This is a genomic window from Halalkalicoccus sp. CGA53, assembly GCF_036429475.1.
Taxonomy (GTDB): Archaea; Halobacteriota; Halobacteria; order Halobacteriales; family Halalkalicoccaceae; genus Natronorarus; species Natronorarus salvus.
This window is the reverse complement of the sequence record NZ_CP144125.1, coordinates 1,087,265-1,112,142: the sequence shown is the minus strand read 5'-3', so window position 1 is coordinate 1,112,142 and position 24,878 is coordinate 1,087,265. Positions and strand designations below refer to the sequence as shown.

Below are 24,878 nucleotides of genomic sequence, written 5' to 3'. Positions count from 1 at the left end.
ACATAGACAACATGGAAGAACGAACGAGAGAGGAGATCGAAGCGTACCTCGGAGGGGTGCCGAGCTGGATAGGTGCGATCGCGGAGCCGGCGGCCGACCACAGCTGGCGACTCGCCCGCGACCTCCAGTTCGAGGAGACGGAGCTCCCGAACCGGGAGAAAGCGCTTGTCGCGCTCGGGGCGGCCGCCGCGATCGGGTGTCCCTACTGCATTCACTTCCACCGGGAGGAGGCGAAACTGGGAGCGGTCTCGGGAGAGGGTATCGCAGAGGCGGTGAACGTCGCCGCGGACATCCGGTACTTCTCGACGGTCCTGCACGGGGCGGAGGTCGATCTCGACGAGTTCGTCGAGGAGACGGCGGGGATCGTCGACCACATCGAGGAACAGCGGGCGAACGCGGCGGATGCCGACTGATCTACCGGACGGTCCACTCGTGATCGTCGAACGGGACACGGCCGGGGGACGGGTGACGAACCGAAAAGCGTTCGACGGATCGCGAGGGGCCGGCGCGGGGACGGAGCGATCGTGACATGCGCGCAGCAGTCTTCACGGAGTACGGCGAACCGCTCGACGTTAGGGAGGTCGACGAGCCGACGCTCGACCCGACCGGCGTGGTGATCGAAACGGAGGCCTGCGGGATCTGTCGCTCGGACTGGCACGCCTGGACGGGCGACTGGACCTGGGCCGGCATGGACCTCGCTCCCGGCCAGATCCTCGGCCACGAAATCGCCGGACGGGTCGTGGAGGTCGGCGATCGGGTCGGAGAGGTTACGGAGGGTGATCACGTTACCGTGCCGTTCTACGTCGCAGAGGGGGCCTGCCCACAGTGTCGGGCGGGACATCCGAACGTCTGTGACCACGGCATGGGGCTGGGGTTCCACGACGCGCTCCCCGGTGCGTTCGCCGAGCGCTTTTCGGTCCCGTTCGCCGACGTCAACCTCGTACCGCTGCCCGATGGCGTCTCGTCGGTCGACATGGCCTCGTTGGGTTGCCGGTTCGTGACCGCGTTCCACGCGCTCGTCCACCAGGCCGAGGTCTCGGCGGGCGACTGGGTAGCGATCCACGGCTGCGGGGGCGTCGGCCTCTCGGCGGTCCACATCGCGGACGCGCTCGGTGCGAACGTCGTCGCGGTCGATCTGGACGACGGGACGCTGGCGATCGCAACGGATCTCGGGGCGAGCGAGGTCGTCAACGCGACCGAGACCGACGACGTTCCCGCCACCGTGGAGGCGCTCACCGACGGCGGTGCGCACGTGTCGATCGACGCACTCGGGATCGCAGCCACCTGTCGAAACTCGGTGTACAGCCTCCGCCGGCGCGGGACGCACGTCCAGATCGGGCTGACGACCGAGGCCGAAGCGGGCGAGATCGCGCTTCCCACGGACCTGATGGTGCACAACGAGTTCACCATCGTGGGCTCGAAGGGGATGCCGTCGGCACGGTACGGCGAGATATTCCGGATGGTCGCAGCCGGGAACCTCGATCCCGGTGCAGTGATCACCGAGACGGTGTCCCTCGAGGAAACCTCGGAGACGCTCGCGTCGATGACCGACTTCGAGACGTACGGAATCCCGGTGATCACCGAGTTCTGAACCGGGGAGCTCTCGAGGTCGTCACCCTGGACCCGCGGGTGAGTGGCCTCCGTGAACCGTCGCCGGTTACGTCGCGACGGTCCGTCTCGACGTCTGGGGTCCGGCGAACGCGTCGACTTCGCGTTCGAGCCGGTCGGCGTATCGGAGTCGGAGCCGTCGTGCCCGTCCCCTCGACAGCGATGCGGTGTCCCCGATCTCCCGCGCGACCGGACGGTACGTCGTCGGATCGAACCCCATCGCGTCCAGGTATCGCGAGACGGCGGGCGCGTCGAGCCCACGATCTATGGCCTCTCCGACGAGCCGACGCAGCCGATCGAACTCGGGGATCGTCACGGCGTCCTCGCCGAGGCCGGGCGAGTTCCCGACCTCGACGTCCCGGTCCACGGCGAACGAGAGCGCGTCCCGGACGTCGCCGACGAGCCGGAGGATCTGTCCCGGGAGCGCCGTGTCCGGCGCACGCCACTCGATCGTGTCGAACTCGTCGCGCAGGCGGATCGGTGTCCACGTCGTGTCCTCCGGCGTGAAATGGCGGTCGAACGTCTCCGGATCGGTCCCGTCGGCGATGGCCTCCCGACGGAACCGATCGAACGTGGTGTCGATCCGTTCCTCCCACTCGTCGACGTCCTCGACGTAGGGCCACAGTCGGCCGAGGTGGGGGTGGTCCCCGTAGCACCCCCGCCGGTAGACGTGGGGGCGCGCACAGCCGGCGACCCTGCGTCCCCGGTGGTGAGACGAGCTCGCGACGAGCGCGAACGCCGGGTCCAGCGCGGTCAGCAGGTTCAGCTGGTCCACCTCGGCGCCGTCGATCCGATCGACGTGAAGGTGCGTGCCCGCACAGTGGGTGGCGTTCGCGAACGTCTCCCCGAGCACGCACCGCTGGATCTGCGTTCGAGGGCCGTCGCTGGTCCCGATCTCGTCGCTATCGAGCGGCGTCGCGAGCGGAACGAGGCGAAGCCCCTCCTCCCTGGCGACACCGATCGCCTCCCGGAGGCGTTTGATGACCTCCTCGCGGAGTTCGATCACGTCCTCGCAGGGCTCGGTGACGACCTCGAGCATGGGGTCTGCGCTCTCGGCGTCGAGATCGTCGACGCGGTCGAGCACCGGTTTCGCAGGTGCGAGTGCACCCCTCTCGTCGATCGTCCAGTATTCGAGTTCGAGGCTGAGTTGCATGGTGGTAGTAGCTCGCCGCACGTGGTGCGGTCGCGTTTCGATACGGAGGTCGACGCCGTCGACCGAATCGTCGTCGACCGTAACGGTTCCACATCCCCTATCGGGAAGCTCCCTCTCCTTGCCTGTGCAGATCCGGTCCCCTGCAGGCGAAACACGCTAATACGCGGTCGATCAGTCTCTCTGTAGGGTGCGATCATGACACACGAAACGGTCGATCCGGACGGGGGCCGCTACGAGTTCGCGTGCCGGCGCTGTGGCACTCCCTACGCGTCGAAACCCGAGTTCTGTTACGAGTGCAAGGCGGACTCGATCTCCCCGATCGCGGACGTCGTGGAGTAGCGTCGTTCGGAGCGAGTCCGTTCACCCGTCCCCGGAGAGGGGGTTCGATTGCGACCGCGATCCAGCTGTCGAGACGTGCGAAGGATCCACGATCCGCCGTGCGGACGGGTGTGTCCGAGAGCCGCCCATCGTCACTCGACCGGCTCCTGCCAGCGAGTGGCCACAACCGGCCGTATAAGTGGTTTCGGGTAGTCTCGTCCGTTCATGGGAGAACTCGGGAAGGTAGACCGCTCCTTTTTCGACGAGCGGATCTACCCGCATCTGGGCGCGGAGCGCGAGGACGTCGTCGTCTCGCCACAGCACGGCGTCGACTTCGGCGCGATCGAGGTCGGAGGGAAGGTCGTCGTACTGGCGACGGATCCGGTGTTCGTCATGCCATCACTCGGTTTCGAGCGGGCGGCCTGGTTCGCCATCCACATCCTGCTCGCGGACGTCGCCGTGAGCGGGATCGCCCCGACGCACCTCTCGGTGGACTTCAACTTGCCCCCCGAGATCACCGACGAGCAGTTCGCGACGGTGTGGGAGACGTTCGACCGGGAGGCCAGGGAAGTAGACGTCTCGGTCGTCACGGGCCACACCGCCCGCTACGCCGGCTGCAACTACCCGATGGTCGGCGGGGCGACCTCGATCGCCGTCGGCGAGCCCGAGGATCTCGTCCGACCCGACGGCGCCCGACCGGGCGACCGCGTCCTCGTGACCAAAGGACCGGCGATCGAGGCGACGGCGCTCCTGGCCGTCGAGTTCGAGGAGCTGCTGCGCGAGTGGGGCGTCGAGGAGGCGGCGATCGACGAGGGGAAGGAACGGTTCTCGGAGATGAGCCCGGTCCGGGACGCGCTGGTCGCCTCGGCCGCGGGTCCAGTGAGCGCGATGCACGACGCGACCGAGGGTGGCGTAGTCGGCGGGCTGACCGAGATGGCCCGCTCGGCGGGCGTGCGGATCGACGTCAGCACGGAGCGGATCCCGATCCAACCCGGCGTCGAGGCCGTCTGCGAGGCGTTCGGGATCGACCCCTGGGTCTCGATTAGCGAGGGGACGCTGTTGCTGACGGTGCCCCCGGAGGGAGTCGACGACGTCCTCGACGCGCTCTCCTCGGAGGGGATCGTCGCAAGTGAGGTCGGTGAGGTGAGCGAGGGGAGCGGACTCTCCGTCGACGGCGAGTTCGCGACACCGCCCGAGCGCGACCCGTTCTGGGCGGCGTTCGAGCGAGGGATCGGGGAACGGGGGGAGACACGGTGAGCCGCCGGGTCGCACCGGTCGCGTTCCCGGTTGGGCTCACGATCGCCGGGAGCGACTCCGGCGGCGGTGCGGGTATCCAGGCCGACCTGAAGACGATGGAGGCCCACGCCGTCTTCGGGACGAGCGCGATCACCGCGGTCACCGCACAGAACACCCGCGGCGTCCACTCCTCGCACGTCCTCCCCACACGGGAGATCGAAGCACAGATCGACGCCGTCCTCTCCGATTTCGAGGTGGGCGCCGTGAAGACCGGGATGCTCGCGACGGTGGACGTGATCGAGACCGTCGCGGACGCCCTCTCCGACCGGGATCTCCCGACCGTGGTCGATCCGGTGATGGTCGCGGCGACGGGCGACAGGCTGCTCGAGCCCGAAGCGGAGGACGCCTACGAGGCGCTGCTGGCGGAGACGACGCTCGTCACGCCGAACACGGACGAGGCTGCCGTGCTCACCGGGATCGAACCGGTCGACGAGGAGAGCGCGATCGAGGCGGGAGACGCGCTCTGCGAGATGGGCGCGGACGCCGCGCTCGTGAAGGGCGGACACATGCCGACCGAGGACGTCCTCGACGTCCTCGTCACGGAGGGCGCGATCGGGACCTACCGTCACGCGCGGATCGAGACGGAGGCGACCCACGGGTCGGGCTGTACGCTCTCGGCGGCGATCGCCGCACGGCTCGCACGCGGCGAGTCGCTCTCCGAGTCGGTCTCGAGCGCGCTCGCGTTCATGGAGCGCGCCGTGCGCTATCCCGTAGACGTCGGTTCGGGTCCCGGGCCGGTCCACCACCTGGTGGAACTCCGCGACCGGGCAGAACGCGCGACGACCGCCGAGACGGTCTCGTGGCTCGTCGATCGATTTCTCGATCTCGACCGTACGCGGCTCGCATCCGAGGGAGGGGTCGTCGGAGCGACCCCCTACGCCGAGACGGTCTCCGACACCGCGGGGGCGACGCTCGCCCGGGACGGTTCGGAGACAGGGGGGAGAGCGGTCCAGTACGGGCTCGCGTGTCACACCGTGGACCACCTGCTCCTCGCCAGGGAGGGCGAGACGACGGTCAGGTTCGCCGCGACCGTCGCCCGTGACGAGCGCGTGGAAGATCGACTCCAGAGCCTCGACGGAGCCGTCGTGAATCTCGCCGACCCACGTCGACCGCCCCGGGATGCCTTCGACTCCGCGGCGGTCGCCCTCGCTGTGTACGACCGGAGCGAGAGCGGAGAGCCGACCGCGACCGTCCTCGCACCCGACGCCGAGACGCTCGTCGAGCGGGTCGGGATCGTTCTCGACGCGAGAAGATAGGCGACCGACGATCAGGCGTCGTCGTCTTCGTCGTCGGTCACGCCGTCGTCTTCATCGTCCGTGATGCCGTCGTCCTCGTCCTCGTCCTCGTCGTCCGTGACACCGTCGTCTTCGTCATCGTCCGTGATGCCGTCGTCCTCTTCCTCGTCGCCGAGTGTAACGGTGACCTCCTCGTCCATCCCGTCGACCTCGACCTCCTCTTCGGCCTCGTCGTACTCGTCGTGCTCGACGACGACGGTGTACTCGCCGTCGGTGACGGTGGCCTCCGCCTCGCCGTCGGCGTCGGTCTGGGCCTCGTCCTCCTCGTCGGGCCAGATACCCCCGAGCAATCCTTCCTCGTCCTCGACGGTGACGGTCGCGTCCTCGACGGGCTCACCCATGTCGTCCTCGACGGTGACCGTGAGCGTGTACTCCTCCTCGTCGTCTTCCTCCTCGTCGTCCGTCATCCCGTCGTCCTCTTCGTCGTCGTCGGTGATGCCGTCGTCCTCTTCGTCGTCGGTGATGCCGTCGTCCTCTTCGTCGTCAGTGACGCCGTCGTCCTCGACGTCGTCGTCCTCCTCGTCGAGGGGATCGTCGTCCGTCTCCTCGGGGTCCTCCTCGTCGTCGGCACAGCCCGCGAGGCCGACGAGCGTGATCGCACCGGTCGCCTCGACGAATCGCCGTCTGCTGAGTCGTCTCTCGGACATGATTCACCGCCACGTACCGTCGCGAGACGGGTAACCCGCAGGCCTGCAAGGGCTGGCGTTTCCCTCCCTACCGACGGACACGCGAGAGCACCGGGATCTCCGCGATTCGCTCCTCGTCCAGCCGGTTCCAGAGGAGACCCGCGGGTTTCGATCCCGGCGCCGGCCGCAGGCTACGCTCCGGTGTCGCGATCAGATCCATCGGGACGTCGTGATCGTCGGTCTCGACCCGCTCGGAGACGACCTGCATCCCGTGGACGGTCGTCGCGACGGTGGTCTCCTCGTCCACGAGATCGAACTCCCGGAGCACCGCGAACTCCAGATCGGAGTAGCCCTCGCCCTTCCCGATCCGGGCACCGTCTTCGGTCACGGCGACGCTCCCAGCGATGATGAGTTCGATCGGTTCGACCGCCTCCGGACCCACGGGGACGGCGTGTTTCGAGACGCCCGAAACCGTGGTCGCCTCGTCGACGTCCGTCACCGCCGCGGGATCGAGCCTGAGGAACGGTTTCTCGCTCTTCAGTCGGGGCTGGGCCATGTAGAGCGTCTTCCCCTCGCGGAGTGCGCGTCTGCGAACCGGGAGCTGTGGGGCGTCCGGGTTCGTTTTCAGTGTATCGGCGTCCCGCCACTCCTCCTGCTCGGCGAGCCGATCCGCGGCCTCCGCCGCCCCCGCGAAGTTGGGGATCCGGCCGTGTGGCGGGAACGGGAACCGTGCCTCCCCGCTTTCTTCGAGCGCGTCCCAGACTCGATCGCGAAGCGCCTGTTTGTTCATATCGGGTAGAGGGTGGCCCTCACCTCAATCCTGTGGAACTATGGCGCGGCTACGAGTAGGCGGGGTATGGCACACGAGTTCAGCACAGTGGCGATCGGCGACGTCGACCCGAAACCGTCCGCAGGGTCGGGCACCGACCACGTGGACCTGGCGGGCGAACTCGGCTGTACCGAGATGGTCCCGAAGGTGTGGTACCTCTCGCCGGGGGACGCGATGAGCTATCACCGCCAGGCCGAACAGGAGGAGGTCTATCTCCCGCTCGACGGACCCGGGCGGCTCCGAATCGGCGACGAGGTCCACGACGTACCGGAGGGGACGGCCGTGCGGATCCCGCCGGAGACGCCGCGACAGGTGCTCAACGACACCGGAGAGGGGATCCACCGGTGGCTGATCGTCGGCGCGCCGGCGGTCGAGGGCGACGGCCGACCGATCGAGGAATGAACGAGCGGCGCTGTCCCGACTGCGGCGTGACGATGGCAGGCGGCGAGGTGGTCGACCACGGGACCAGCGCCGTCCGGTTCAGGACCGAGGAACCGAGCGAGGGGTTTCTGGGTCGGTTCGCGAAGAAGACGCTCCCGGTAAACGGCTACGTCTGTCCGGAGTGTGGGCTGGTGCGGCTCTACGCCGAGGGCGAGTAGCGGTTCACTTCCGGAGCGCAAACCACAGCGTTTTCACCCGACCCGGCGACAGGGTGAGACATGACGGAGGTGACGGGGATCGTGGGGGAGTTCTTCTCGCTCAAAGAGGAGAGCGGCGCGGACCTGCTGATGATGCAGTGTGGGGACTTCTACGAGTTCTTCGGCGAGGACGCAGAGCGCGTCGCTGCGGAGCTCGACCTGCGGGTTTCACAGAAGTCCTCGCACGGCTCGTCGTATCCGATGGCGGGCGTGCCGGTGAGCGAGCTCACGCCCTACCTCAAAGCGCTCGTCGAGCGCGGGTTCCGGGTCGCCGTCGCCCAGCAGTACGAGACGGAGGAGGGTCTCGCACGCGAGATCGTCCGGGTCGCGACGCCCGGCACGCTGCTCGAAACGAGCGACGCGGAGGCGACGTACATCGCGAGCGTCGTCCGTTCTCGTGACCGGTACGGCCTCGCGTTCGCGGACGTGACGACCGGGCGCTTTCTCGTGACGGACGTCGAGAGCGCGGAGCGGGCGGTCACGGAGTGCTACCGGTTCGCCCCGGTCGAGGTGCTCTGCGGGCCCGGCGTCCGGGAGGAGGACGGACTCCTCGACGAGCTGTGCGAACGGACGGGTGCCTCGCCCGCGACGTGTGACGAGGAGGCGTTCGCGCCCGGTCGGGCGACCCACCGGGTGCGAGAGCAGTTCGGGAGGGAGACGGTCTCCAGTCTCGGCCTGAAGGACGAGGGACCGGCGGTCACGGCCGCGGGAGCGGTGCTCGCGTACGTCGAGGAGACCGGCGTGGGCGTGCTCGCGTCGATGACGCGGCTCACTCCCTACACCGGGGAGGACCACGTCTCGCTCGACGCGACCACCCAGCGCAACCTCGAACTGACGGAGACGATGACCGGCGGGACGGAGGGCTCGCTGCTCGCGACGATCGATCACACGGTCACGAGCGCGGGCGGTCGGCTGCTCGTCGAGTGGCTCCGTCGACCGAGACGCTCGCTCGCGACGATCGAGCGCCGACAGGCGAGCGTCGCGGCGCTCTGTGAGTCCGCGCTCGCCCGCGAGGAGCTTCGGGAGGTGCTCGGAACGACCTACGACCTCGCGCGGCTCGCGAGCCGCGCGAGCCACGGCAGCGCCGACGCGAACGCGCTGCTCCGGGTCCGCGACAGCATCGCGGTCCTCCCGCGGGTGCGGGAGACTGTCGAACGTGACCCGCGGCTCGCCGACTCCCCGCTTCGCGAGGTCCTCGCGGACCTCGATAGCGAGGCGGCCAGGGTGCTCCACGACGAACTGGAGGAGGCGCTCGCGGAGGAACCGCCGAAGACGCTGCGCGAGGGCGGGCTGATCCGACGGGGGTACGACGAGGAGCTCGACGATCTGATCGAACGCCACGAGGACGCACTGGGGTGGATCGAGACGCTCGCCGACCGGGAGAAGCGCGAGCACGGGCTGAGCCACGTCCAGGTCAACCGGAACAGCACGGAAGGGTACACCATCCAGGTGGGTCGGTCGGCGGCCGACGACGTTCCGGAGCAGTACGAGCGGGTAAAGGAGCTGAAGAACTCGGTTCGGTTTACCATACCCGAACTCGCCGAACGCGAGCGCGACGTCCTCAGGCTGGAGGAGTCCCGTGGCGAACTCGAGTACGAACTGTTCTGCGAGCTCAGGGACCGGGTCGCCGGACGTGCCGAACTGCTACAGGACGCCGGTCGGGCGCTCGCGGCGGTCGATACGCTCTGTAGCCTCGCGACACACGCCGCCGAGAGCCGCTGGGTCAGACCCGAGGTAGTCGAATCGGGGTCGATCGAGATCGAGAGGGGTCGACACCCGGTCGTCGAGGCAGGTACCGAATTCGTCCCGAACGACGCCCGGCTCGACGGGGAGAGACGGGTGCTGCTCGTGACGGGGCCGAACATGAGCGGGAAGTCCACCTACATGCGGCAGGTCGCGCTGATCCTCTTACTGGCGCAGATCGGCAGCTTCGTGCCCGCCGAGTCCGCGCGGATCGGCCTCGTCGACGGGATCTACACGCGCGTCGGCGCGCTCGACGAGCTCGCGGGTGGGCGCTCGACGTTCATGGTGGAGATGGCCGAGCTCTCGAACATCCTCCACGGAGCCACGGAGAAGTCGCTGGTGATCTTGGACGAGGTGGGCAGGGGAACCTCGACGTTCGACGGGGTGGCGATCGCGTGGGCCACCACCGAGTATCTCCACAACGAGGTGGGCGCGACGACGCTCTTCGCGACGCACTACCACGAGCTGACGGCGCTCGCCGACCACCTCGATGGCGTGGCGAACGTCCACGTCGCGGCCGAGGAGCGCGACGGCGACGTGACGTTCCTCCGGACGGTGCGCGAGGGCCCGACCGATCGCTCCTACGGCGTCCACGTCGCGGATCTGGCGGGCGTGCCGGCACCGGTCGTCGAGCGCTCGCGGGACGTGCTCGACCGGTTGCGCGAGGAGAAGCCGATCGAGGCCCGCGGCGGGTCTCGAGGGACGCAACAGGTCGTCTTCGACGTCGGTTCGGGGAGCATGCGGACGGCGACGGCCGACGGCGACGACGAGCCGGATGGGGGGAGTCCGGAGCCCGAAGCCGATCCCGAGGTCGAGGACGTGATCGGGGAGATCCGAGGTCTCGACCTGGATTCGACCCCGCCGATCGAGCTGATGCGACGGGTCGAGAGCTGGCGCGACCGACTGGAGGACTCGGAGTGAGCGACGACGAGCCGAGGATCCGCCGGCTCGATCCCGAGACCGTCGATCGGATCGCCGCGGGCGAGGTGGTCGAACGCCCCGCCTCGGTCGTGAAGGAGCTCGTCGAGAACAGCCTCGACGCCGACGCGAGCCGGATCGCCGTCGAGGTCGATTCGGGAGGGATCGACCGGATTCGAGTGGCGGACGACGGGATCGGGATGAGCGAGAGCGAGGTGCGCGAGGCGGTCCGCCAGCACACGACGAGCAAGATCCGAGATATCTCGGATCTGGAGGCGGGTGTCGAGACGCTCGGGTTCCGTGGCGAGGCGTTACACACGATCGGCGCGGTCTCGCGGACCCGGATCACCACGAGACCGAGGGGAAGCGAGGGAGCCGGGACGACGCTCACGCTCGTCGGCGGCGAGGTGGAGTCGGTCGAACCGGCCGGACCGCCAGAGGGGACCGCCATCGAGGTCACCGACCTCTTCTACAACACGCCCGCCCGGAAGAAGTTCCTGAAGACCGAGCCCACCGAGTTCGACCACGTGAACACGGTCGTCACGCGCTACGCGCTCGCGAATCCCGATACCTCGATCTCGCTCGAACACGAGGGTCGGGAGGTGTTCGCCACGACCGGCCAGGGCGACCTCCGGACCGCCGTGCTCTCGGTCTACGGGCGGGAGGTCGCCCGGGGGATGGTCGACGTGGACGCGGAGCCGGAGACGGAGTCGCTCTCGGCGGTGTCGGGGCTCGTGAGCGAACCCGAAGTAACGCGCGCGGGTTCGACCTACCTCTCCACGTACGTCAACGGGCGGTACGTCCGATCGAAGCTGCTACGCGAGGCCGTGCTCTCGGCGTACGAGGGGCAGCTCTCGCCGAGTCGGTACCCGTTCGCGGTGTTGTTCGTCTCGGTTCCCCCCGAGAGCGTCGACGTGAACGTCCACCCCCGGAAGATGGAGGTCCGGTTCGACGACGAAAACGGAGTGAAACGAGCGGTCGAACGGGCGGTCGAAGCGGCCCTGCGCGAACGCGGGTCGATCCGACGGTCGGCCCCGCGGGGACGATCCGAACCCGAGGAGACGGCGGTCGAACCCGAATCGGTGGAGAACCGAGGAGGGGACGTGGGAGAGACCACCGGGCACGACGGAAGAGGGGATACGGTCGAGTCCGAGTCCGATCGCGCTATCTCGTCGGGTCCGGGAGAGCCGGACGACGAGGGCAGAGAACGCTCGGGCGCGAGCGATACGACGGAGGCTCGGGCGGGACGAGAGCGATCGGGTACGGGGGAACCGAGGTCGGGGGAGACACGGGGCGGGGTGGCTCCGGAATCCGACGAACGGGACGGGTCGGAGAGGGGAGTCAGCCGGACCGGCTCGGAGGGGAGTGACTGGACGCTCCTGAAGGGCGAGGGGGACGGCCACCGTTCGGTGGGAGGAGCGGAGAACTCCCGATTCGAGGCGACGACGCAGACGACCATCGAGGGTGGGCCGGTCGAGGACCGCGAGTTCGAACAGCTCCCGTCGCTCCGGGTGCTCGGCCAGCTCGCGGACACCTACCTCGTCTGCGAGGCCGAGGACGGACTGGTGCTGGTCGACCAGCACGCCGCCGACGAGCGGGTGAACTACGAGCGTCTTCGCGATCAGTTCGCCGAGACCACGACCACGCAGGCGCTCGTCGAGCCCGTGAGCGTGGAGCTGACCGCCCGCGAGGCAGAACTGTTCGACGACTATCGCGAGGCGCTCTCGCGGGTAGGATTCACCGCGAGCCGCGAGGCCCGGGACGTGACCGTGACCACCGTTCCGAGCGTCGCCTCGGCGACGCTGGGTCCCGACCTGCTCCGTGACGCGCTCTCCGCGGTCCTCGACGGCGATCCGGAGACGACCGTCGAGGCGACCGCCGACGCGCTGCTCGCCGACCTCGCCTGTTACCCTTCTATCACGGGCAACACCTCGCTCACGGAGGGCTCGGTCGTGGAGCTACTGGCCGCGCTCGACGCCTGCGAGAACCCCTACGCTTGCCCGCACGGCCGACCCGTGCTCGTCCGGATCGACGGCGAGGAGATCGGTGACCGGTTCGAGCGGGACTACCCCGGCCACGCGGATCGCCGAAGCGAGTGACGCTCGGGAAAAGTGTTATTTTCCGATATATCATAGCTCGGCCGATGTCCTCCACCAGACGTCGCCTCCTCGCCACGGTCGGGACCGGTGCGCTGGCCGTCACAGCCGGCTGTACCGCCGCGCTCGCTCGGGTTCGGGGCTGTCCGCGCCCGGCCGAGAGTCTGGAGTACGAGTACAGAGTCGAGGGAGACGCCGATACGCTCGGATCTGGGTACCGGCCCGCGCTCGCGCTGTTTACGAACGCCGAGGAGGCGAGCGAACGCCGTTCGACCGAGCTCTCGAACGCGGGCAACAAGTTCGTCGTGCGGACCGACTTCGATGAGCAGTGTCTGCTCGTCGCGCAGGTGATCGGCTCGGGCAGTTCCTCGGGACTGCACGTCACTGGCGTCGAGACGATCGACGACGGTCTCCGCTCCTATAGCTGTGTGACCCGACCGTCGCGACACGACGACGCCTTCCTCTACACGTTCTTGATCAGGGTGGATCCCGGGGACGACGACCAGATCGTCGCCGAACACGTCCACCGGGGTGGGAACAGCGATCACGACCTGCGGACCGACCGCTGAGGCGTCGCTGGTCGGATGGTGTGACAGTGATTCCAGCGGTACACCGTCTCCGAACCCGAGCGGTGGGTCCTTATTTCCGGACCGAGAGAGGACCCGTCCACCGTACACCACCCCTCGGTTGAATAGTAAACCACGGTGTTCGAGATTGGTTTACTGGTAAACCACCGTGCTCTTTCTCACGGATGATCATGTGAGACTGGGCGCTGGTACTGTACGGACAGTGAAAGCGGCCACACGAGGGAGGTCGCCTCGCCGTGCCTCTGGCGTCGTCTCGGGGCGATCGCGGGGAACGAGTCTCCGTGGCACTCGTACGGCCACGGGTTTTCGATCGGTGTGAATAGAGCTCGTCCAGGGCGTGGGCGAGGGGTTTCGAACAGAGATCCCACGAGAGACGGATCGACCCGTACCTGTTCTCGTCACTCCCGGGCGGGGGGACACGCACCGAGTAGGCGGTGTTTTTATCGCACGCCGCGAACGCCGACCATGACAGAGCTCGTGACCTTCGGCGAGACGATGCTCAGGCTCTCGCCGCCGCGACACGACCGGATCGAGGTAGCGGAGGCGTTCGAGGTGCGGGCGGCGGGCGCCGAGAGCAACGTCGCCGTCGCCGCCTCCCGGCTCGGAACGCCGTCGCTCTGGACCTCGAAACTCCCGGCTTCGGTACTCGGAAAGCGGGTCGTCGCCGATCTCGCACGCTACGGGATCGAGACCGACGTCGTCTGGTCCGACGAGGGCCGTCAGGGCACCTACTACCTCGAGTTCGCGGGCGATCCCCGGGGAACGAACGTGATCTACGACCGATCCGACGCGGCGGTCACGACGGCAGAGACGGAGGAGCTCCCGATGGAGCGGATCGAAGGTGCGGAGGTCTTCTACACCAGCGGGATTACGCCCGCACTCTCCGGTACCCTGGCGGGGACGACGGCCGAGACGCTCTCTCGGGCGAACGAGGCCGGGGTGAAGACCGCGTTCGACCTGAACTACCGCTCGAAGCTCTGGTCGCCGGCGGAGGCACGAGAGGTCTGCGAGGGTCTTTTCGCGTCGGTCGACACGCTCGTCGTCGCCGAGCGGGACGCGAGGGAGGTGCTCGGAACCGACGGCGAAGCGGAGGGGATCGCGACGGGGTTAGCCGAGGAGTGGGACTTCGAGACCGTCGTCCTCACCCGGGGAGCGAAGGGGGCACTCGCGGTGAGCGAGGGGGAGGCGATCGAACAGCGGGCGTTCGAGACGGAGACGATCGATCCGATCGGAACGGGCGACGCGTTCGTCGGGGCGTTCCTCGCCCGCCGAATCGAGGGAGACGGGATCGAGCGCGCGCTCTCGTACGGGGCGGCGACCGCAGCGCTCTGTCGGACGATCCCGGGCGACGTGGCGCTCGTCGGTCCCGAGGAGGTCGAACGCGTACGGGGAGAGGAGACGACGGACATCTCGCGCTGACGCTCGGGGTACGGGTTACCGGACGGGCGGGGGTGGTGGGGTCCCGTCCGCACGAACGATCGTCGTCGCCGTCGTGGAGGAGAACCCCTCCGAGAGGAGGTGCGCCGGAGAGGTGCGTCGATCCCGAGCGCGTGTTCGTCGGCCGCGCACGACCGACCAAACGGCTAACCACCGCCGCTCCATCTACACGGTATGACCCACGTCGTGATCATCGGTGCGTACGGGAGCGCTGGCGTCGCCGTCGCACAGGGACTCGCCGACGAGGACGTGACGCTCACGCTCGTCGACGACGGCGACCCCGGCGGCGGCCTCTGTATTCTCCGTGGTTGTATGCCCTCGAAGGAGGTGCTCTCGGCGGGCGCCCATCGGTTCCAGGCCAGGGACGACCACCGGGTGGTCGGTACCCCGGAGGTGGACCTGGAGGCGGTCGTCGAAACGAAGGACGTCCACGTCTCGGGCTTCGCCTCCCACCGCCGCGCGGCCGTCGACGACCTCGCCGAACGCGAGAACGTCGAGTTCCTCCACGAGACCGCCCGGATCGTCGATTCGAGCACTGTAACGGTCGCCGACCGGGAGATCGACGCCGACTACGTCGTCGTGGCGACCGGGTCGTCGGTGAACGTCCCGGACCTGCCGGGGATCGACGAGGTCGAGTTCCTGACGAGCGCGGACGTGCTCTCGACGGCCGAGTTCGGAGAGAACGGCGTCGTGATGGGCTTCGGCTACGTCGGGATCGAACTCGTCCCGTACCTCGCGGAGGCTGCCGGGATGGAGCTCACCGTGATCGAACACGACGAACGGCCGATCGACGAGGCCGATCCGACCTACGGCGACCGGCTGCTCGATCTCTACCGGGAGAAGTTCGGGATCACGGTCCTGACCGAGACGGACGAGAGGCGGATCGAAGCGACCGCGAACGGCGGCGTTCGACTCCACACCGACCGCAACGACGAGTACGCGGAGATCGAGGCGGATCAGCTGTTCTGTTTCACGGGGCGGAAACCGAACCTGGACGGGCTCGGCCTGGAGAACGCCGGAATCGACCCGGAAGGGGAGTGGGTCGGCCCGACGATGCAGGCCAGGGACGATCCGACGGTGTTCGTCGTCGGGGACGCGAACGGCCACGAGCCGATCCTGCACGTCGCGAAGGAACAGGGGTTCGTCGCTGCCGAGAACCTCCTCGCGCACGCCCGGGGGGAAGCGCTCCGGGAGTACGAGCCCCTCCACCACCACGTGATCTTCTCGGGGCTCGGGATCTACCCGTACGTCCGACTCGGTCACGCCGAGTGGACCGTCGAGGAGGCGGGAATCGACCACGTCGCCGTCACCCGCGAGGCGTCGGACGACGGCGTGTTCGAGACGAAAGACGTCCCCGAGGGTCTCGCGACGCTCGTCGTCGGGACCGACGGAACGGTGATCGGCTACCAGGGGATGCACTACCACGCCGACGCGATGGCGAAGACGATGCAGGTCGTGATCGAACTCGGCCTCGACGTCCGCGACCTCCCCGACAGAGCGTACCACCCGACGACCCCCGAGATACTCGACGGGCTGTTCCGCGAGGCGGCTCGGACGATCGAGCGACGCGGAAGGGGTTAGGCGTTCGCCGACGTCTCCTCGACATGGATCGGGACGGTCTCCGTGCGGTCGCACCCCACTACCTCGCGGTGATGGCGCTCGTCTTCGTCGTGATCGTGGTCCTCGACGTGCTGTTCGCGATCCCGTTCTGGGTCGGTGTCCTCGTCGCGCTGGTGGTCGGAGCGGCCTACCGTCCGCTCGTCCTCTCGCTCGGGATCGCCCCCGAGCCCTGGCGCGAGGGGTGAGGATCGGAGGGCGGTTTTACGTCGGTCGCCCGTGAGGGGAGGGTATGAGCGAGGACTCAGACCGGCGGTTCGACACGCGAAGCGTCCACGCGGGCCAGGAGCCGGATCCGACGACCGGCGCGCGCGCGCCGCCGATCTACCAGACGACATCCTACGTCTTCGAGGACACCGACCACGCCGCGCGGCTGTTCGCGCTGGAGGAGCCGGGCAACATCTACTCGCGGATCATGAACCCGACGAACGCGATGCTCGAGGAGCGACTGGCGAGCCTCGAGGGCGGCGTCGCGGCGCTCGCGACCGCCTCCGGGATGGCCGCGTTCGACCTCGCGACGTTCATCCTCGCGGAGGCGGGCGACAACGTCGTCTCGGCGAGCGCGCTCTATGGTGGCACCTACACCTACCTCACGCACACGGTCGACCGCCGCGGGATCGAGACGCGGTTCGTCGACACGCTCGACTACGAAGCCTACGACGAAGCGATCGACGAGGACACGGCGTACGTCCACTGCGAGACGATCGGAAACCCGGCGCTCGTCACCCCGGACATAGAGCGGATCGCGGAGATCGCACACAGCTACAACGTCCCGCTGTTCGTGGACAACACGTTCGCGACGCCCTCGCTCTGTAAACCGATCGAGTACGGCGCGGACCTCGTCTGGGAGTCGACGACGAAGTGGCTCACGGGCGCGGGAACGACGGTCGGCGGGGCGCTGATCGATTCCGGGAACTTCGACTGGGAGGGTGGAGATTACCCGGAGATCACCGAGTCGAACCCGGCCTACCACGGGCTGAACTTCAGGGAGACGTTCGGCGACGCTGCGTTCGCCTTCGCCGCCCGCGCCCGCGGGCTCCGCGACCTCGGCAACCAGCAGTCGCCGTTCGACGCCTGGACGACGCTGCAGAAGCTCGAATCACTCCCTCTCCGGATGGCCAAACACTGCGAGAACGCCCAGCGTGTCGCGAAGTTCCTGGAGGATCACCCCGAGGTCGCGTGGGTGAACTATCCAGGGTTAGAGAGCCACGAGACTCACGAGATGGCCACGCGGTACCTCGAGGGCGGCTACGGCGGGATGATCACCTTCGGGCTGGAGGGTGGCTACGAGGCCGGGCGTGGGGTCTGTAACGAGGTCGAACTCGCGAGCCTGCTCGCGAACGTCGGCGACGCGAAGACGCTGATCATCCACCCGGCGAGCACGACCCACCAGCAGCTCACCGAGGAGGAGAAGCTCGCGAGCGGCACCACCGACGACATGGTTCGGATCTCGGTCGGGATCGAGGACCCCGAGGACATCGTCGCGGATCTGGAGCAGGCGATCGAGGCGGCGAGCGAGGGCGACCGCAAGCCGTAGGTCGAAGCGTCGTTTAGGGGGAGACGATGGAACGAGCGAGTGCCGACCTGCTCGTCGGAGCGGCCTCCTGTGCGCTGGTCCTTCTCGGAGTGATCGGCTGGTGGACCAGCCGAGGAACGGGGATGGACGGGATGCACGGTGGAGCTGGCGCTGCGGGTGCCGTCTACCTCTTCGGAGGTCTGATCGCGGCGGCGGTCGTCGTCGGCCTCTACGCGATCGGTCGGGACGGACTGACGGAGCCTCGGAGGGACGGCGAGGAAAGGCAGACGGCGACGGACGGGTCGGCCGAAGACGGGACGGAACTGACGGCATCGGTCGGAGAGGGGAGGACCGACGACGTCGACCGGGTGCTCTCGGTCCTCCCGGAGGACGAACGTCGGGTGCTCGAACCGGTACTGGAGACGCCGGGGCTGACGCAGGTCGAGCTGCGAGGGCGTTCTGACTTCTCGAAGGCGAAGGTGAGCCAGACGGTGAGCGAACTCGAGGACAGGGGGTTACTCTACCGTGAACGGCAGGGTCGAACGTATCGGATCTACCCGGGCGAACTGGCGACCCCCCGCGAACGGGAGCGGTGAACGTTTGCGTAGTAAAAAGAACGCTTAGATCGGTGTACGAACGTTTTACGCCGATCTCTGACGCTCGTTCTCGCCCACAGCCTCAAATCGCGAGGACGTCTCCGTTCACTCGGAGGAAATCCACATGCGAACCACAGCACTCCTGATCGCGGCCCTCGTTGCGCTCGCGCTCGTCGGCGTCGGACTGGCCGCCGCGGACGCCGGAGCGATGGCCGACGGACCGACGGTCGGGGACGGTCCGCTGAACGGTGATAGTCCGATGGCCGGAGGCGGTTCGGTGGGCGATCACGCCGACTGTGCGGGAGGACACGCGGCCGGCGGACACCACGGTGACGGACCGCACCACGACGGCGGAGAACACCGGGGCAATAGCCCGAACCACCACGATGCCGCACACCACGACCGCGGACCGCACTCCGAACACCGTGGCCACCACCGATAGAACACCGGAGTCACCAGTAAGCCACCCGGCCCCCCCTTCTCACGATTCTGAGCTGAGTCTACATCGGTCGAGCAGCCCGTTTCGGCGCCGTCCCGCTCGGTGTGGGTCGGGGATCAGTCCTCCGTCCACTCCGCGTCGAGCAGGGTCCGCTGGACGGCGTGCTCGCCGACCGCCGTCGCGAGCGTCTGGAACGCCGCCCGTTCGCCGTGGTCCGTTGCACCCGCGACCAGCCGCGAGACGATGAACTCCGGGGTGGAGCGCCCCACCGTCTCGAACCGTGGCTGGTAGTCGACGTCCAGTTCGAGGTCGGTCGTGAGCCCCTCGGCGAAGATGCCGTCGACCCGCGCCTCCTCCGGGAGGGGCTCGAGGTCGTCGGCGAGGTGGGTGACGAAGACGCCGAGCGCCCCGCGGTCGACGGTGAGCGTGACGAGGCCGTGGAGTAAGTTCGCGGCGCTCCCCGGTTCGGTTATCGCCTCGAACTCGTCGACGAGCATCAGGGTGCGGCCGTCGTCGGACAGCGGTGGAACGACCGTGCGGAGCGTCGACTCCAGCACCCCAGCGTTGAAGCTCGCGTGCCGGCGGTGGAAGACGATGGCGTCGAAGACGCTCACCTCCGCGCGCTGGGCGGGCACCGGCAGCCCCATCTGTGCGAGCAACTGAACCTCGCAAAGCGTCTCGAGCAGCGTCGTCTTCCCCCCACTGTTCGCGCCCGTCACGACCGTCACTCGGTCCTCCGTGGGTGGTCCCCCGATCCCGTGCGTTCCGATCCCGTAGGTGACGGACTGGACCTCGGCACCCGAGGCGACCAGCGAGAGGTTTCGTGCGTTCTCCACGGCGACCCCGTTCCCGGTGAACGTCGGCCGGACCAGTTCGTAGGCCTCCGCGAACCGTGCGAGTGAGAGCGAGAGCGCGAGATCGGAGACGAGGTGAGTCGCCCGCTCGACAGTCCCCGCGGATTCCGAGAGCGCCGCCCTGAGATCGGCCTCGACCGCCGCTTCGCGTTCCTCGAGCGCCGTCTCGATGTCACCGGCGAGCGCAGAGAGCGCCTCGTCGACGAACTCGCCGGCGTCCGTCGCCCCGTCCGGCGTGTGGTCTCTGATGCGCGTCGCGTCCACTCCCGTCTCCCCGACGACGTACTCGACGTACGCCTCGCGGAACTCCTCGCTCCCGCCGACGCCGCCCTCGCGGATCGACTCGACGACGTCGACGGTGTTTCCCCGAAGCGTCTCGATCGCCGTCCGTCCCTCTCGCAGGGTGTCGAGTCGGCTGTCCGCACCGGGTTCGACGCGCTCGCCGAGCGCGGAGAGTGCCCTGGCCGCGTCCCGGAGCTCTTCGTCCGGGAGGTCCACGATCGGTTCGAAGACACCCTCCGAGACGCCGAGATCGGAGAGCGCACGCGCGGTCTCGACGGCAGCACGCTCGCTCGTGGCGGCCTCGGGTTCGGAGAAGGCGTCGACGACCGCCTCGCGGGTCTCGTCGTCGAGCGCCCGCCAGGTCTTCCTCGTCGCTTCGATCCGGTCGAGCCGCCGGGTCATCGCCTCCCGGTCGAGCATCGGCGTGAGTACCCGGATCCGGTCCTCTGCACGTTCGGTGACGGCGAACTCTCTGGCAAGCGCGAGCAGGTCGCGGTAGACCGATCGGGTGTCGGCGGTCGCGAGCACGTCCATCCCGGCACCGCCATTCGCCCGGCGGAGTACGCGCGTCGCCCGTCCGGAGGGGACGCCGGCATCGACCATCGCGCGCACGTCGGCGGATTCGATCGCCTCAATCGCCCGGTCGGTGCCGAGCGACTCCTCAAGGAGCGACGCGGTCTTCGGGCCGACACCCCAGTAGTCGACGAGACGCATACCCGACGGTCGGGCGCCGGGGGTTAGGTCGTATCGGTCCGAGCTAGCTCGGGTTCTTCCGGGCGAGTTCGGTACCGCAGATGTCACACCGATCGTGGTGTTCGTCGTACTCGCGACCGCAGCCCTGACACTGGAAGATCCACTCGCGGGCCTCGTCGATCCCGTCGCGGGCGATCACCTCGACGGAGACGTTGAGTCGCTCCGCGACGTTCTGCATCGCGTAGTCGTCGGTGACGAGCGTTCCGTCCAACTCGAACGCGGTCGCGAGCAGTCGTACGTCGGTATCGGAGAGCACCTCAAGGTCGCCCGACTCGCGGGCGGCCCGGCGGATCGTCTCGACGGTCTCGTCGTTCGGGAGGTGGATGTGCATCCCCGACCCCTCCATCGCGTCGTAGCGGTACGAGGGCTCGTCGGCGAGTTCCTCTCTCACGAGCGGGATCGTCGCCGTCTGCTCGGTGGTGTGGTACTCGTGGATGAACGCCGAAGAATCGAGGACGTACATTTACCGTTTGACGACGATGTAGTCTTTGACCGCCTGCACTTGGCTGATCGGGACTCGATACCTGCCCTCGTCGTCGGCCTCGAAGCCGACCTCGCCGATCTGTGAGTTGCCGTCCGGCGTGACGACCAGATCGTGGAGTTCGCCGGTCTTCAGGTCGACCGTGATGTTGTAGAGCATGCCCAGTTCGGTTCCGTCCGAGCCCATCACCGACTTCCCGGAGAGGTTCTCGGCTAAGATGTCCGGCATCGTACCTCGGAGATACGAGGCGTGGGTAATAAACGCCACGGGCGGGCGTCAATCCGGAAGCTCCGAACGCTCGATTTATCAGCCACGATAGATAGTTACAGATGGAATGATGAATCTATACTCGATCGGGTGCTCTTGCACGTTTCGGCAATCGTAGTATATAGACACAGGAACCTAGGGTGACACAGAACCCGACGAGTATGCCGACCGCAAGGTACTCGCTCAACTGAAGAAGGAGAGCAAGGTCGACTAACTCACTTCCAGCGACAGCCCTATAAGAAACCCCGACTGTAGCGATCGCACACACGGCTGTAAAAAGCAGCCCCGCGACGAAGATCCCGATCGCCCTCGAGAACTGAGAATGAGAACGGATCTCTGGATTACGCCACACCACGTATGTGATCGTACCTATGAGCGGAAGGGAGAACAGAATCGCGACTACGAGTGGTGCGATGATCGACATCGTTCAAGCCTCTACTGACGCCTTTTGTGCGTCGAACAAGAGATCGATAGTCTCCTCAACGGTCAGGAACAGACTGACATATGGCTTCGCGTTCTCCTCTCGGTCGGGGTTCGTACTTCCTTCAATATAATTGAGGAGAGAGCCAAGTTGCCTGCTCGCCGTCTCGAGTTGTGAATCACACTGAGAAACCCGTCCCTCAATCAACAGCTTTTCAGCGCGTGATACACTCTGCTTGCTCGCGTCAATTCGAGAGAGAATCCGTCGCTTCTTCCCCCGATTGGCTAATCGTGATCGATTGACAGTAGTTTCTAAGTGATGTAGGTGGTCCGAAACCAGTTCTACGATCATGGACTTCGAGAACGTCTCAACAATAATTTTCTTTTCGGCCGTTCGCAAGTCGTCGGTTGTAGCGGTTAGCACCACCTCAAATCCACTTCCAGAGAGATCTTCGAACCGAAATTCCACGGACTCGGTGGTGACGGGATCAATAATTAGTTCATCTTCCTGATAGTCGCCTCCCGACGAGAGCTCAGCGGACACCGTGACGCCCTCTGCAGGTTCGTCACCAGGATTGACAAGAGTGAATGAAACCAACGCATCCTGGCCACGTAGCACGGGAGATGGGGAGACGATTGCGGACCCAACCGTAACAGCCGCAGGGATTGATTTCGACCATAGTACATCCGTTACGTCCTTGGAGGCAGCGAGTACTTCTGATTCCCTGTGATGAAGGTCGGCCACGATCCCGACCAGCTCTGAGGATCTCTCCGATGGCACGGCTAAGCCAACACCGAGACCCAACGAGAGCCCAGCACGATTGAGGGCAGCCGTCGTCGTTTGATCTAAGTACTTCGATACCTTCGGATCAGGCTCACCTACGGTACGCTCAACAGTCTTCGCTCGCTCTATTAGAAGACGCTCTCTCGGCTGATGGTTATCGTACGCATTGTACAGGGCTTCAGTAATGTCGATTGCATCATGGTATGCGTTACCCTCAATCGCTTCTTCCAGATTCTCCAGAGTCTTGAGAATTTGTGTGTTCATGCTGAGGGCTCCGTGATAGCTCGCATCGCCCACTGGTTTCTGTACCTGATATTCAAAATAGCAGTGGTCCCCTTACCCCACTGCGCCATGCCGAAGAGAACTCCAACGGTAAGACTTGCTAACCCCGCAGCGAACGCTGCAATCGCGCCTGGCACCGCTAATACTCCAGTGACGCCGGCAAGAAAAGCGACAACCGTCATTAGTGGAACGAGAATATCAAGCCGAGTGAGGATACTAGTCATCAGTCCTTCCTCCAAATCGGTCGAGATAGTATCACAGATCTCGTTGATCCCTTCAATCGCGTTTTTTGCCGATCTTTCAGCCGCGGAAATAGTTCCAGAGTAATCAGGGCCTCCATCGGTATGATCCAACGCAGAAATCAAGTATTCAAGACTCTCGGTGAGGGGCTCAGTGTCGTACCCTTCGTAATCATACTCCTCGTTGAATAGAAAATCCTCGAAGATCACGTCGCTGTCGTCTTCGAGAAATAGTGTTGCTCCGTCGTCTCGAATCTCCTTGAATTCCTCTTCAGCCAACTCCTTCCCTTTCGAGGACGCTTCACTCTCTGCGGCACCGAGGATCTCATACCCTGCAGACTCGCCACGTCGTCTGATCAGTCGTTCTAACGATGCACTGAACCGCCCCGCGGTGTCGGCGACGAAATCCGCGATTGCGTTGACAGCACGATCAGCCGAACCCCGTACCATCGGTATCGCTCGTGCTGCTCTCAAAACGGAAATGCCAGCAAACAGGAGTTCGAGGACGGGGTTGACCGCGTTCATCGCCGTCTGGCTCGAGAGGTTGGCATCCGAATCAAGAAATTCGGACTCTCCAGGACCCGCTCCTGCGAGAACCATATCAGTGACTTGTTCTCCAAGAATCATTCGCTCGATAGCCTCGTCGACAATTTCACCGTCAAGTGAACCATCCTCAACCGAAGCGAGGAGACCGTCGAGTGCCGAAGCCGCCAGCGCACGGTCCGAGACGAATCCAATTCCGTTGCGGTCTACACTCTCGGCCAGTTCGAGTTTCGCTCGTTTTCGCTCTCGAATCTCATCGAGGAGAGCATCACCGGCTAGTTCCTTCGCATACCCCAACTCCGCTCGCAACAACTCCTTCGTCCCCGCACCGTGGGTGTTGATCGGCGACCAGGGCCACTCGATCGTCTGCGTCGTCGCGAGAACCACGCCGTCTCCGACCTCGTACTCGATCGCCGTCGGGTACCCCTCGGGATCGAAGCCGAGACCGGCGAGCACCGAGGCACCCGCGGGGAGGTCGGTCAGGTAGCCGTGTGTGGACGAGCCCCAGTCGCTCAGGTCCGAGTCGGAGAACTCCCCCAGCATCGGGTGCGAGGGATCGACGACCGAGACCGGTTCGTAGTACTCGAGGTGCGAGCCCACACCCCCGGGGAGGAATAGATCGACCTCCCAGGCGGTACAGGGGTAGCCTGCGATGCCGACGTGTGCGACGAGCACGCCGCCGCGTTCGACGAACTCGGTCAGGCTGTCGCGCTGGGCCGCGAGCGCCTCGTAGTAGTCCTCGCTCTGGGTCGAAGGAATCACGATCAGATCGTACGCCGTGAGGTCGTGTTCGCCCAGTGTCCCGGTCGTGCTCACGGAGGCGTCGACACCATGCTCGGCGAGGGCGTCTTCGTTGGCCGTCGCGTCCCACGGGTGACAGTCCTTGATGACGAGCGCGGTCTGGTCGGTGCTCGTCGTGGCGATACCCACACCCATCCGTTCAGTCGGTTCGACTCGATCTCCAACGGTGGTCGGTGCGTCGTTCGGGTGGGTCGACCTCCCGTCCGCGGACGCGACCGACGAGCCGACGCCGAGCAGTCCGATCGAGGCGGACCCCCGCAGTACCGATCGTCTCGTCCTGTTCTCCAGGTTCCAGCCACCATTTCGTTTCATGTGACTCGCCGAGTCTGCTTCGCGATCGTATTTGAACTCGCGGCGACACGGACGAGCGGAACGGGTGGGTTCTGCGTACGAATCGAGTTGAAAGCCTTATTGTCCATCCGGCGCGTGAGAACGATAACGACCCTTTCTCGGTGATCTC

The 24,878-nt window shown here is 66.5% G+C and carries 24 protein-coding genes; 16 read left to right on the top strand and 8 right to left on the bottom strand.

Annotated features, from left to right (window positions below; genetic code table 11):
- The first annotated feature begins 11 nt into the window (after window positions 1-11).
- Together V2L32_RS07025 and V2L32_RS07020 are read left to right on the top strand one after the other, a co-directional pair.
- A complete protein-coding gene (locus tag V2L32_RS07025; RefSeq protein ID WP_331235768.1) occupies window positions 12-413 on the top strand; it encodes a carboxymuconolactone decarboxylase family protein in 402 nt (133 codons plus the stop codon).
- Between the two features lie 116 nt (window positions 414-529).
- Window positions 530-1,591 (top strand): zinc-dependent alcohol dehydrogenase family protein, encoded by a 1,062-nt coding sequence (locus V2L32_RS07020; RefSeq protein ID WP_331235767.1) that lies wholly within the window; start codon window positions 530-532, stop codon window positions 1,589-1,591.
- Window positions 1,592-1,657: 66 nt separating this feature from the next.
- Here V2L32_RS07020 and V2L32_RS07015 read toward each other — a convergent pair whose 3' ends face one another.
- A complete protein-coding gene (locus V2L32_RS07015) occupies window positions 1,658-2,761 on the bottom strand; it encodes a glutamate-cysteine ligase family protein (RefSeq protein WP_331235766.1) in 1,104 nt (367 codons plus the stop codon).
- Window positions 2,762-2,956: 195 nt separating this feature from the next.
- Between V2L32_RS07015 and V2L32_RS07010 the strand changes: the two genes are divergently transcribed.
- From V2L32_RS07010 to thiD, 3 genes are all read left to right on the top strand, one after another.
- Complete coding sequence (locus V2L32_RS07010; RefSeq protein ID WP_331235765.1) at window positions 2,957-3,100, top strand: hypothetical protein; 144 nt, start codon at window positions 2,957-2,959, stop codon at window positions 3,098-3,100.
- A gap of 204 nt (window positions 3,101-3,304) precedes the next feature.
- Window positions 3,305-4,336: an AIR synthase family protein gene (locus tag V2L32_RS07005; protein ID WP_331235764.1), complete on the top strand. Its 1,032-nt coding sequence runs from the start codon at window positions 3,305-3,307 to the stop codon at window positions 4,334-4,336.
- Window positions 4,333-5,631, top strand: coding sequence for a bifunctional hydroxymethylpyrimidine kinase/phosphomethylpyrimidine kinase (gene thiD, locus V2L32_RS07000; RefSeq protein WP_331235763.1), 1,299 nt, complete (start codon window positions 4,333-4,335; stop codon window positions 5,629-5,631). The genes V2L32_RS07005 and thiD overlap by 4 nt, the downstream gene beginning before the upstream one ends.
- Window positions 5,632-5,642: 11 nt before the next feature.
- Here the strand turns inward: thiD and V2L32_RS06995 are convergent, their stop codons facing one another.
- Together V2L32_RS06995 and V2L32_RS06990 are read right to left on the bottom strand one after the other, a co-directional pair.
- A complete protein-coding gene (locus tag V2L32_RS06995; protein WP_331235762.1) occupies window positions 5,643-6,317 on the bottom strand; it encodes a carboxypeptidase regulatory-like domain-containing protein in 675 nt (224 codons plus the stop codon).
- 67 nt (window positions 6,318-6,384) lie between these two features.
- Window positions 6,385-7,086 carry a 5-formyltetrahydrofolate cyclo-ligase gene (locus tag V2L32_RS06990; protein WP_331235761.1) on the bottom strand — a complete coding sequence of 234 codons (702 nt, stop codon included), beginning with the start codon at window positions 7,084-7,086 and terminating at the stop codon, window positions 6,385-6,387.
- Between the two features lie 66 nt (window positions 7,087-7,152).
- On the opposite strand from V2L32_RS06990, the gene V2L32_RS06985 reads away from it, so the two are divergent.
- From V2L32_RS06985 to V2L32_RS06935, 11 genes are all read left to right on the top strand, one after another.
- Entirely contained in the window at window positions 7,153-7,527 is a 375-nt protein-coding gene (locus V2L32_RS06985) for a cupin domain-containing protein (protein WP_331235760.1), read from the top strand.
- Window positions 7,524-7,724 (top strand): hypothetical protein, encoded by a 201-nt coding sequence (locus V2L32_RS06980; protein WP_331235759.1) that lies wholly within the window; start codon window positions 7,524-7,526, stop codon window positions 7,722-7,724. The genes V2L32_RS06985 and V2L32_RS06980 overlap by 4 nt, the downstream gene beginning before the upstream one ends.
- Window positions 7,725-7,784: 60 nt before the next feature.
- A complete protein-coding gene (gene mutS / locus V2L32_RS06975) occupies window positions 7,785-10,427 on the top strand; it encodes a DNA mismatch repair protein MutS (RefSeq protein ID WP_331235758.1) in 2,643 nt (880 codons plus the stop codon).
- Window positions 10,424-12,523 (top strand): DNA mismatch repair endonuclease MutL, encoded by a 2,100-nt coding sequence (gene mutL, locus V2L32_RS06970; RefSeq protein ID WP_331235757.1) that lies wholly within the window; start codon window positions 10,424-10,426, stop codon window positions 12,521-12,523. The genes mutS and mutL overlap by 4 nt, the downstream gene beginning before the upstream one ends.
- Before the next feature lie 44 nt (window positions 12,524-12,567).
- Window positions 12,568-13,089: a hypothetical protein gene (locus V2L32_RS06965; protein ID WP_331235756.1), complete on the top strand. Its 522-nt coding sequence runs from the start codon at window positions 12,568-12,570 to the stop codon at window positions 13,087-13,089.
- A gap of 483 nt (window positions 13,090-13,572) precedes the next feature.
- Window positions 13,573-14,526, top strand: coding sequence for a bifunctional 2-dehydro-3-deoxygluconokinase/2-dehydro-3-deoxygalactonokinase (gene kdgK1, locus V2L32_RS06960; protein WP_331235755.1), 954 nt, complete (start codon window positions 13,573-13,575; stop codon window positions 14,524-14,526).
- A 192-nt stretch (window positions 14,527-14,718) separates the two neighbouring features.
- Window positions 14,719-16,125: an NAD(P)/FAD-dependent oxidoreductase gene (locus V2L32_RS06955; protein WP_331235754.1), complete on the top strand. Its 1,407-nt coding sequence runs from the start codon at window positions 14,719-14,721 to the stop codon at window positions 16,123-16,125.
- Between the two features lie 23 nt (window positions 16,126-16,148).
- Window positions 16,149-16,349: a hypothetical protein gene (locus V2L32_RS06950; protein WP_331235753.1), complete on the top strand. Its 201-nt coding sequence runs from the start codon at window positions 16,149-16,151 to the stop codon at window positions 16,347-16,349.
- 44 nt (window positions 16,350-16,393) lie between these two features.
- Complete coding sequence (locus tag V2L32_RS06945; RefSeq protein WP_331235752.1) at window positions 16,394-17,698, top strand: O-acetylhomoserine aminocarboxypropyltransferase/cysteine synthase family protein; 1,305 nt, start codon at window positions 16,394-16,396, stop codon at window positions 17,696-17,698.
- Between the two features lie 26 nt (window positions 17,699-17,724).
- Entirely contained in the window at window positions 17,725-18,273 is a 549-nt protein-coding gene (locus V2L32_RS06940) for a helix-turn-helix transcriptional regulator (RefSeq protein ID WP_331235751.1), read from the top strand.
- Window positions 18,274-18,397: 124 nt separating this feature from the next.
- On the top strand, window positions 18,398-18,715 hold the full coding sequence (locus tag V2L32_RS06935) for a hypothetical protein (RefSeq protein WP_331235750.1): 318 nt from the start codon (window positions 18,398-18,400) through the stop codon (window positions 18,713-18,715).
- 113 nt (window positions 18,716-18,828) lie between these two features.
- Here V2L32_RS06935 and V2L32_RS06930 read toward each other — a convergent pair whose 3' ends face one another.
- The 5 genes from V2L32_RS06930 to V2L32_RS06910 all read right to left on the bottom strand — a co-directional run bounded on the left by V2L32_RS06930 (window position 18,829) and on the right by V2L32_RS06910 (window position 24,730).
- Window positions 18,829-20,562: a MutS-related protein gene (locus tag V2L32_RS06930; protein WP_331235749.1), complete on the bottom strand. Its 1,734-nt coding sequence runs from the start codon at window positions 20,560-20,562 to the stop codon at window positions 18,829-18,831.
- 43 nt (window positions 20,563-20,605) lie between these two features.
- Window positions 20,606-21,064, bottom strand: coding sequence for an NOB1 family endonuclease (locus V2L32_RS06925; RefSeq protein ID WP_331235748.1), 459 nt, complete (start codon window positions 21,062-21,064; stop codon window positions 20,606-20,608).
- Window positions 21,065-21,310 carry a PRC-barrel domain-containing protein gene (locus V2L32_RS06920; RefSeq protein WP_331235747.1) on the bottom strand — a complete coding sequence of 82 codons (246 nt, stop codon included), beginning with the start codon at window positions 21,308-21,310 and terminating at the stop codon, window positions 21,065-21,067.
- 466 nt (window positions 21,311-21,776) lie between these two features.
- Entirely contained in the window at window positions 21,777-22,817 is a 1,041-nt protein-coding gene (locus V2L32_RS06915; protein WP_331235746.1) for a hypothetical protein, read from the bottom strand.
- The gene (locus V2L32_RS06910; protein ID WP_331235745.1) at window positions 22,814-24,730 is read right to left on the bottom strand and encodes a hypothetical protein; all 1,917 of its coding nucleotides are present in this window, start codon (window positions 24,728-24,730) and stop codon (window positions 22,814-22,816) included. Before V2L32_RS06910 ends, V2L32_RS06915 begins: the two co-directional genes overlap by 4 nt.
- Between the last annotated feature and the right edge of the window lie 148 nt (window positions 24,731-24,878).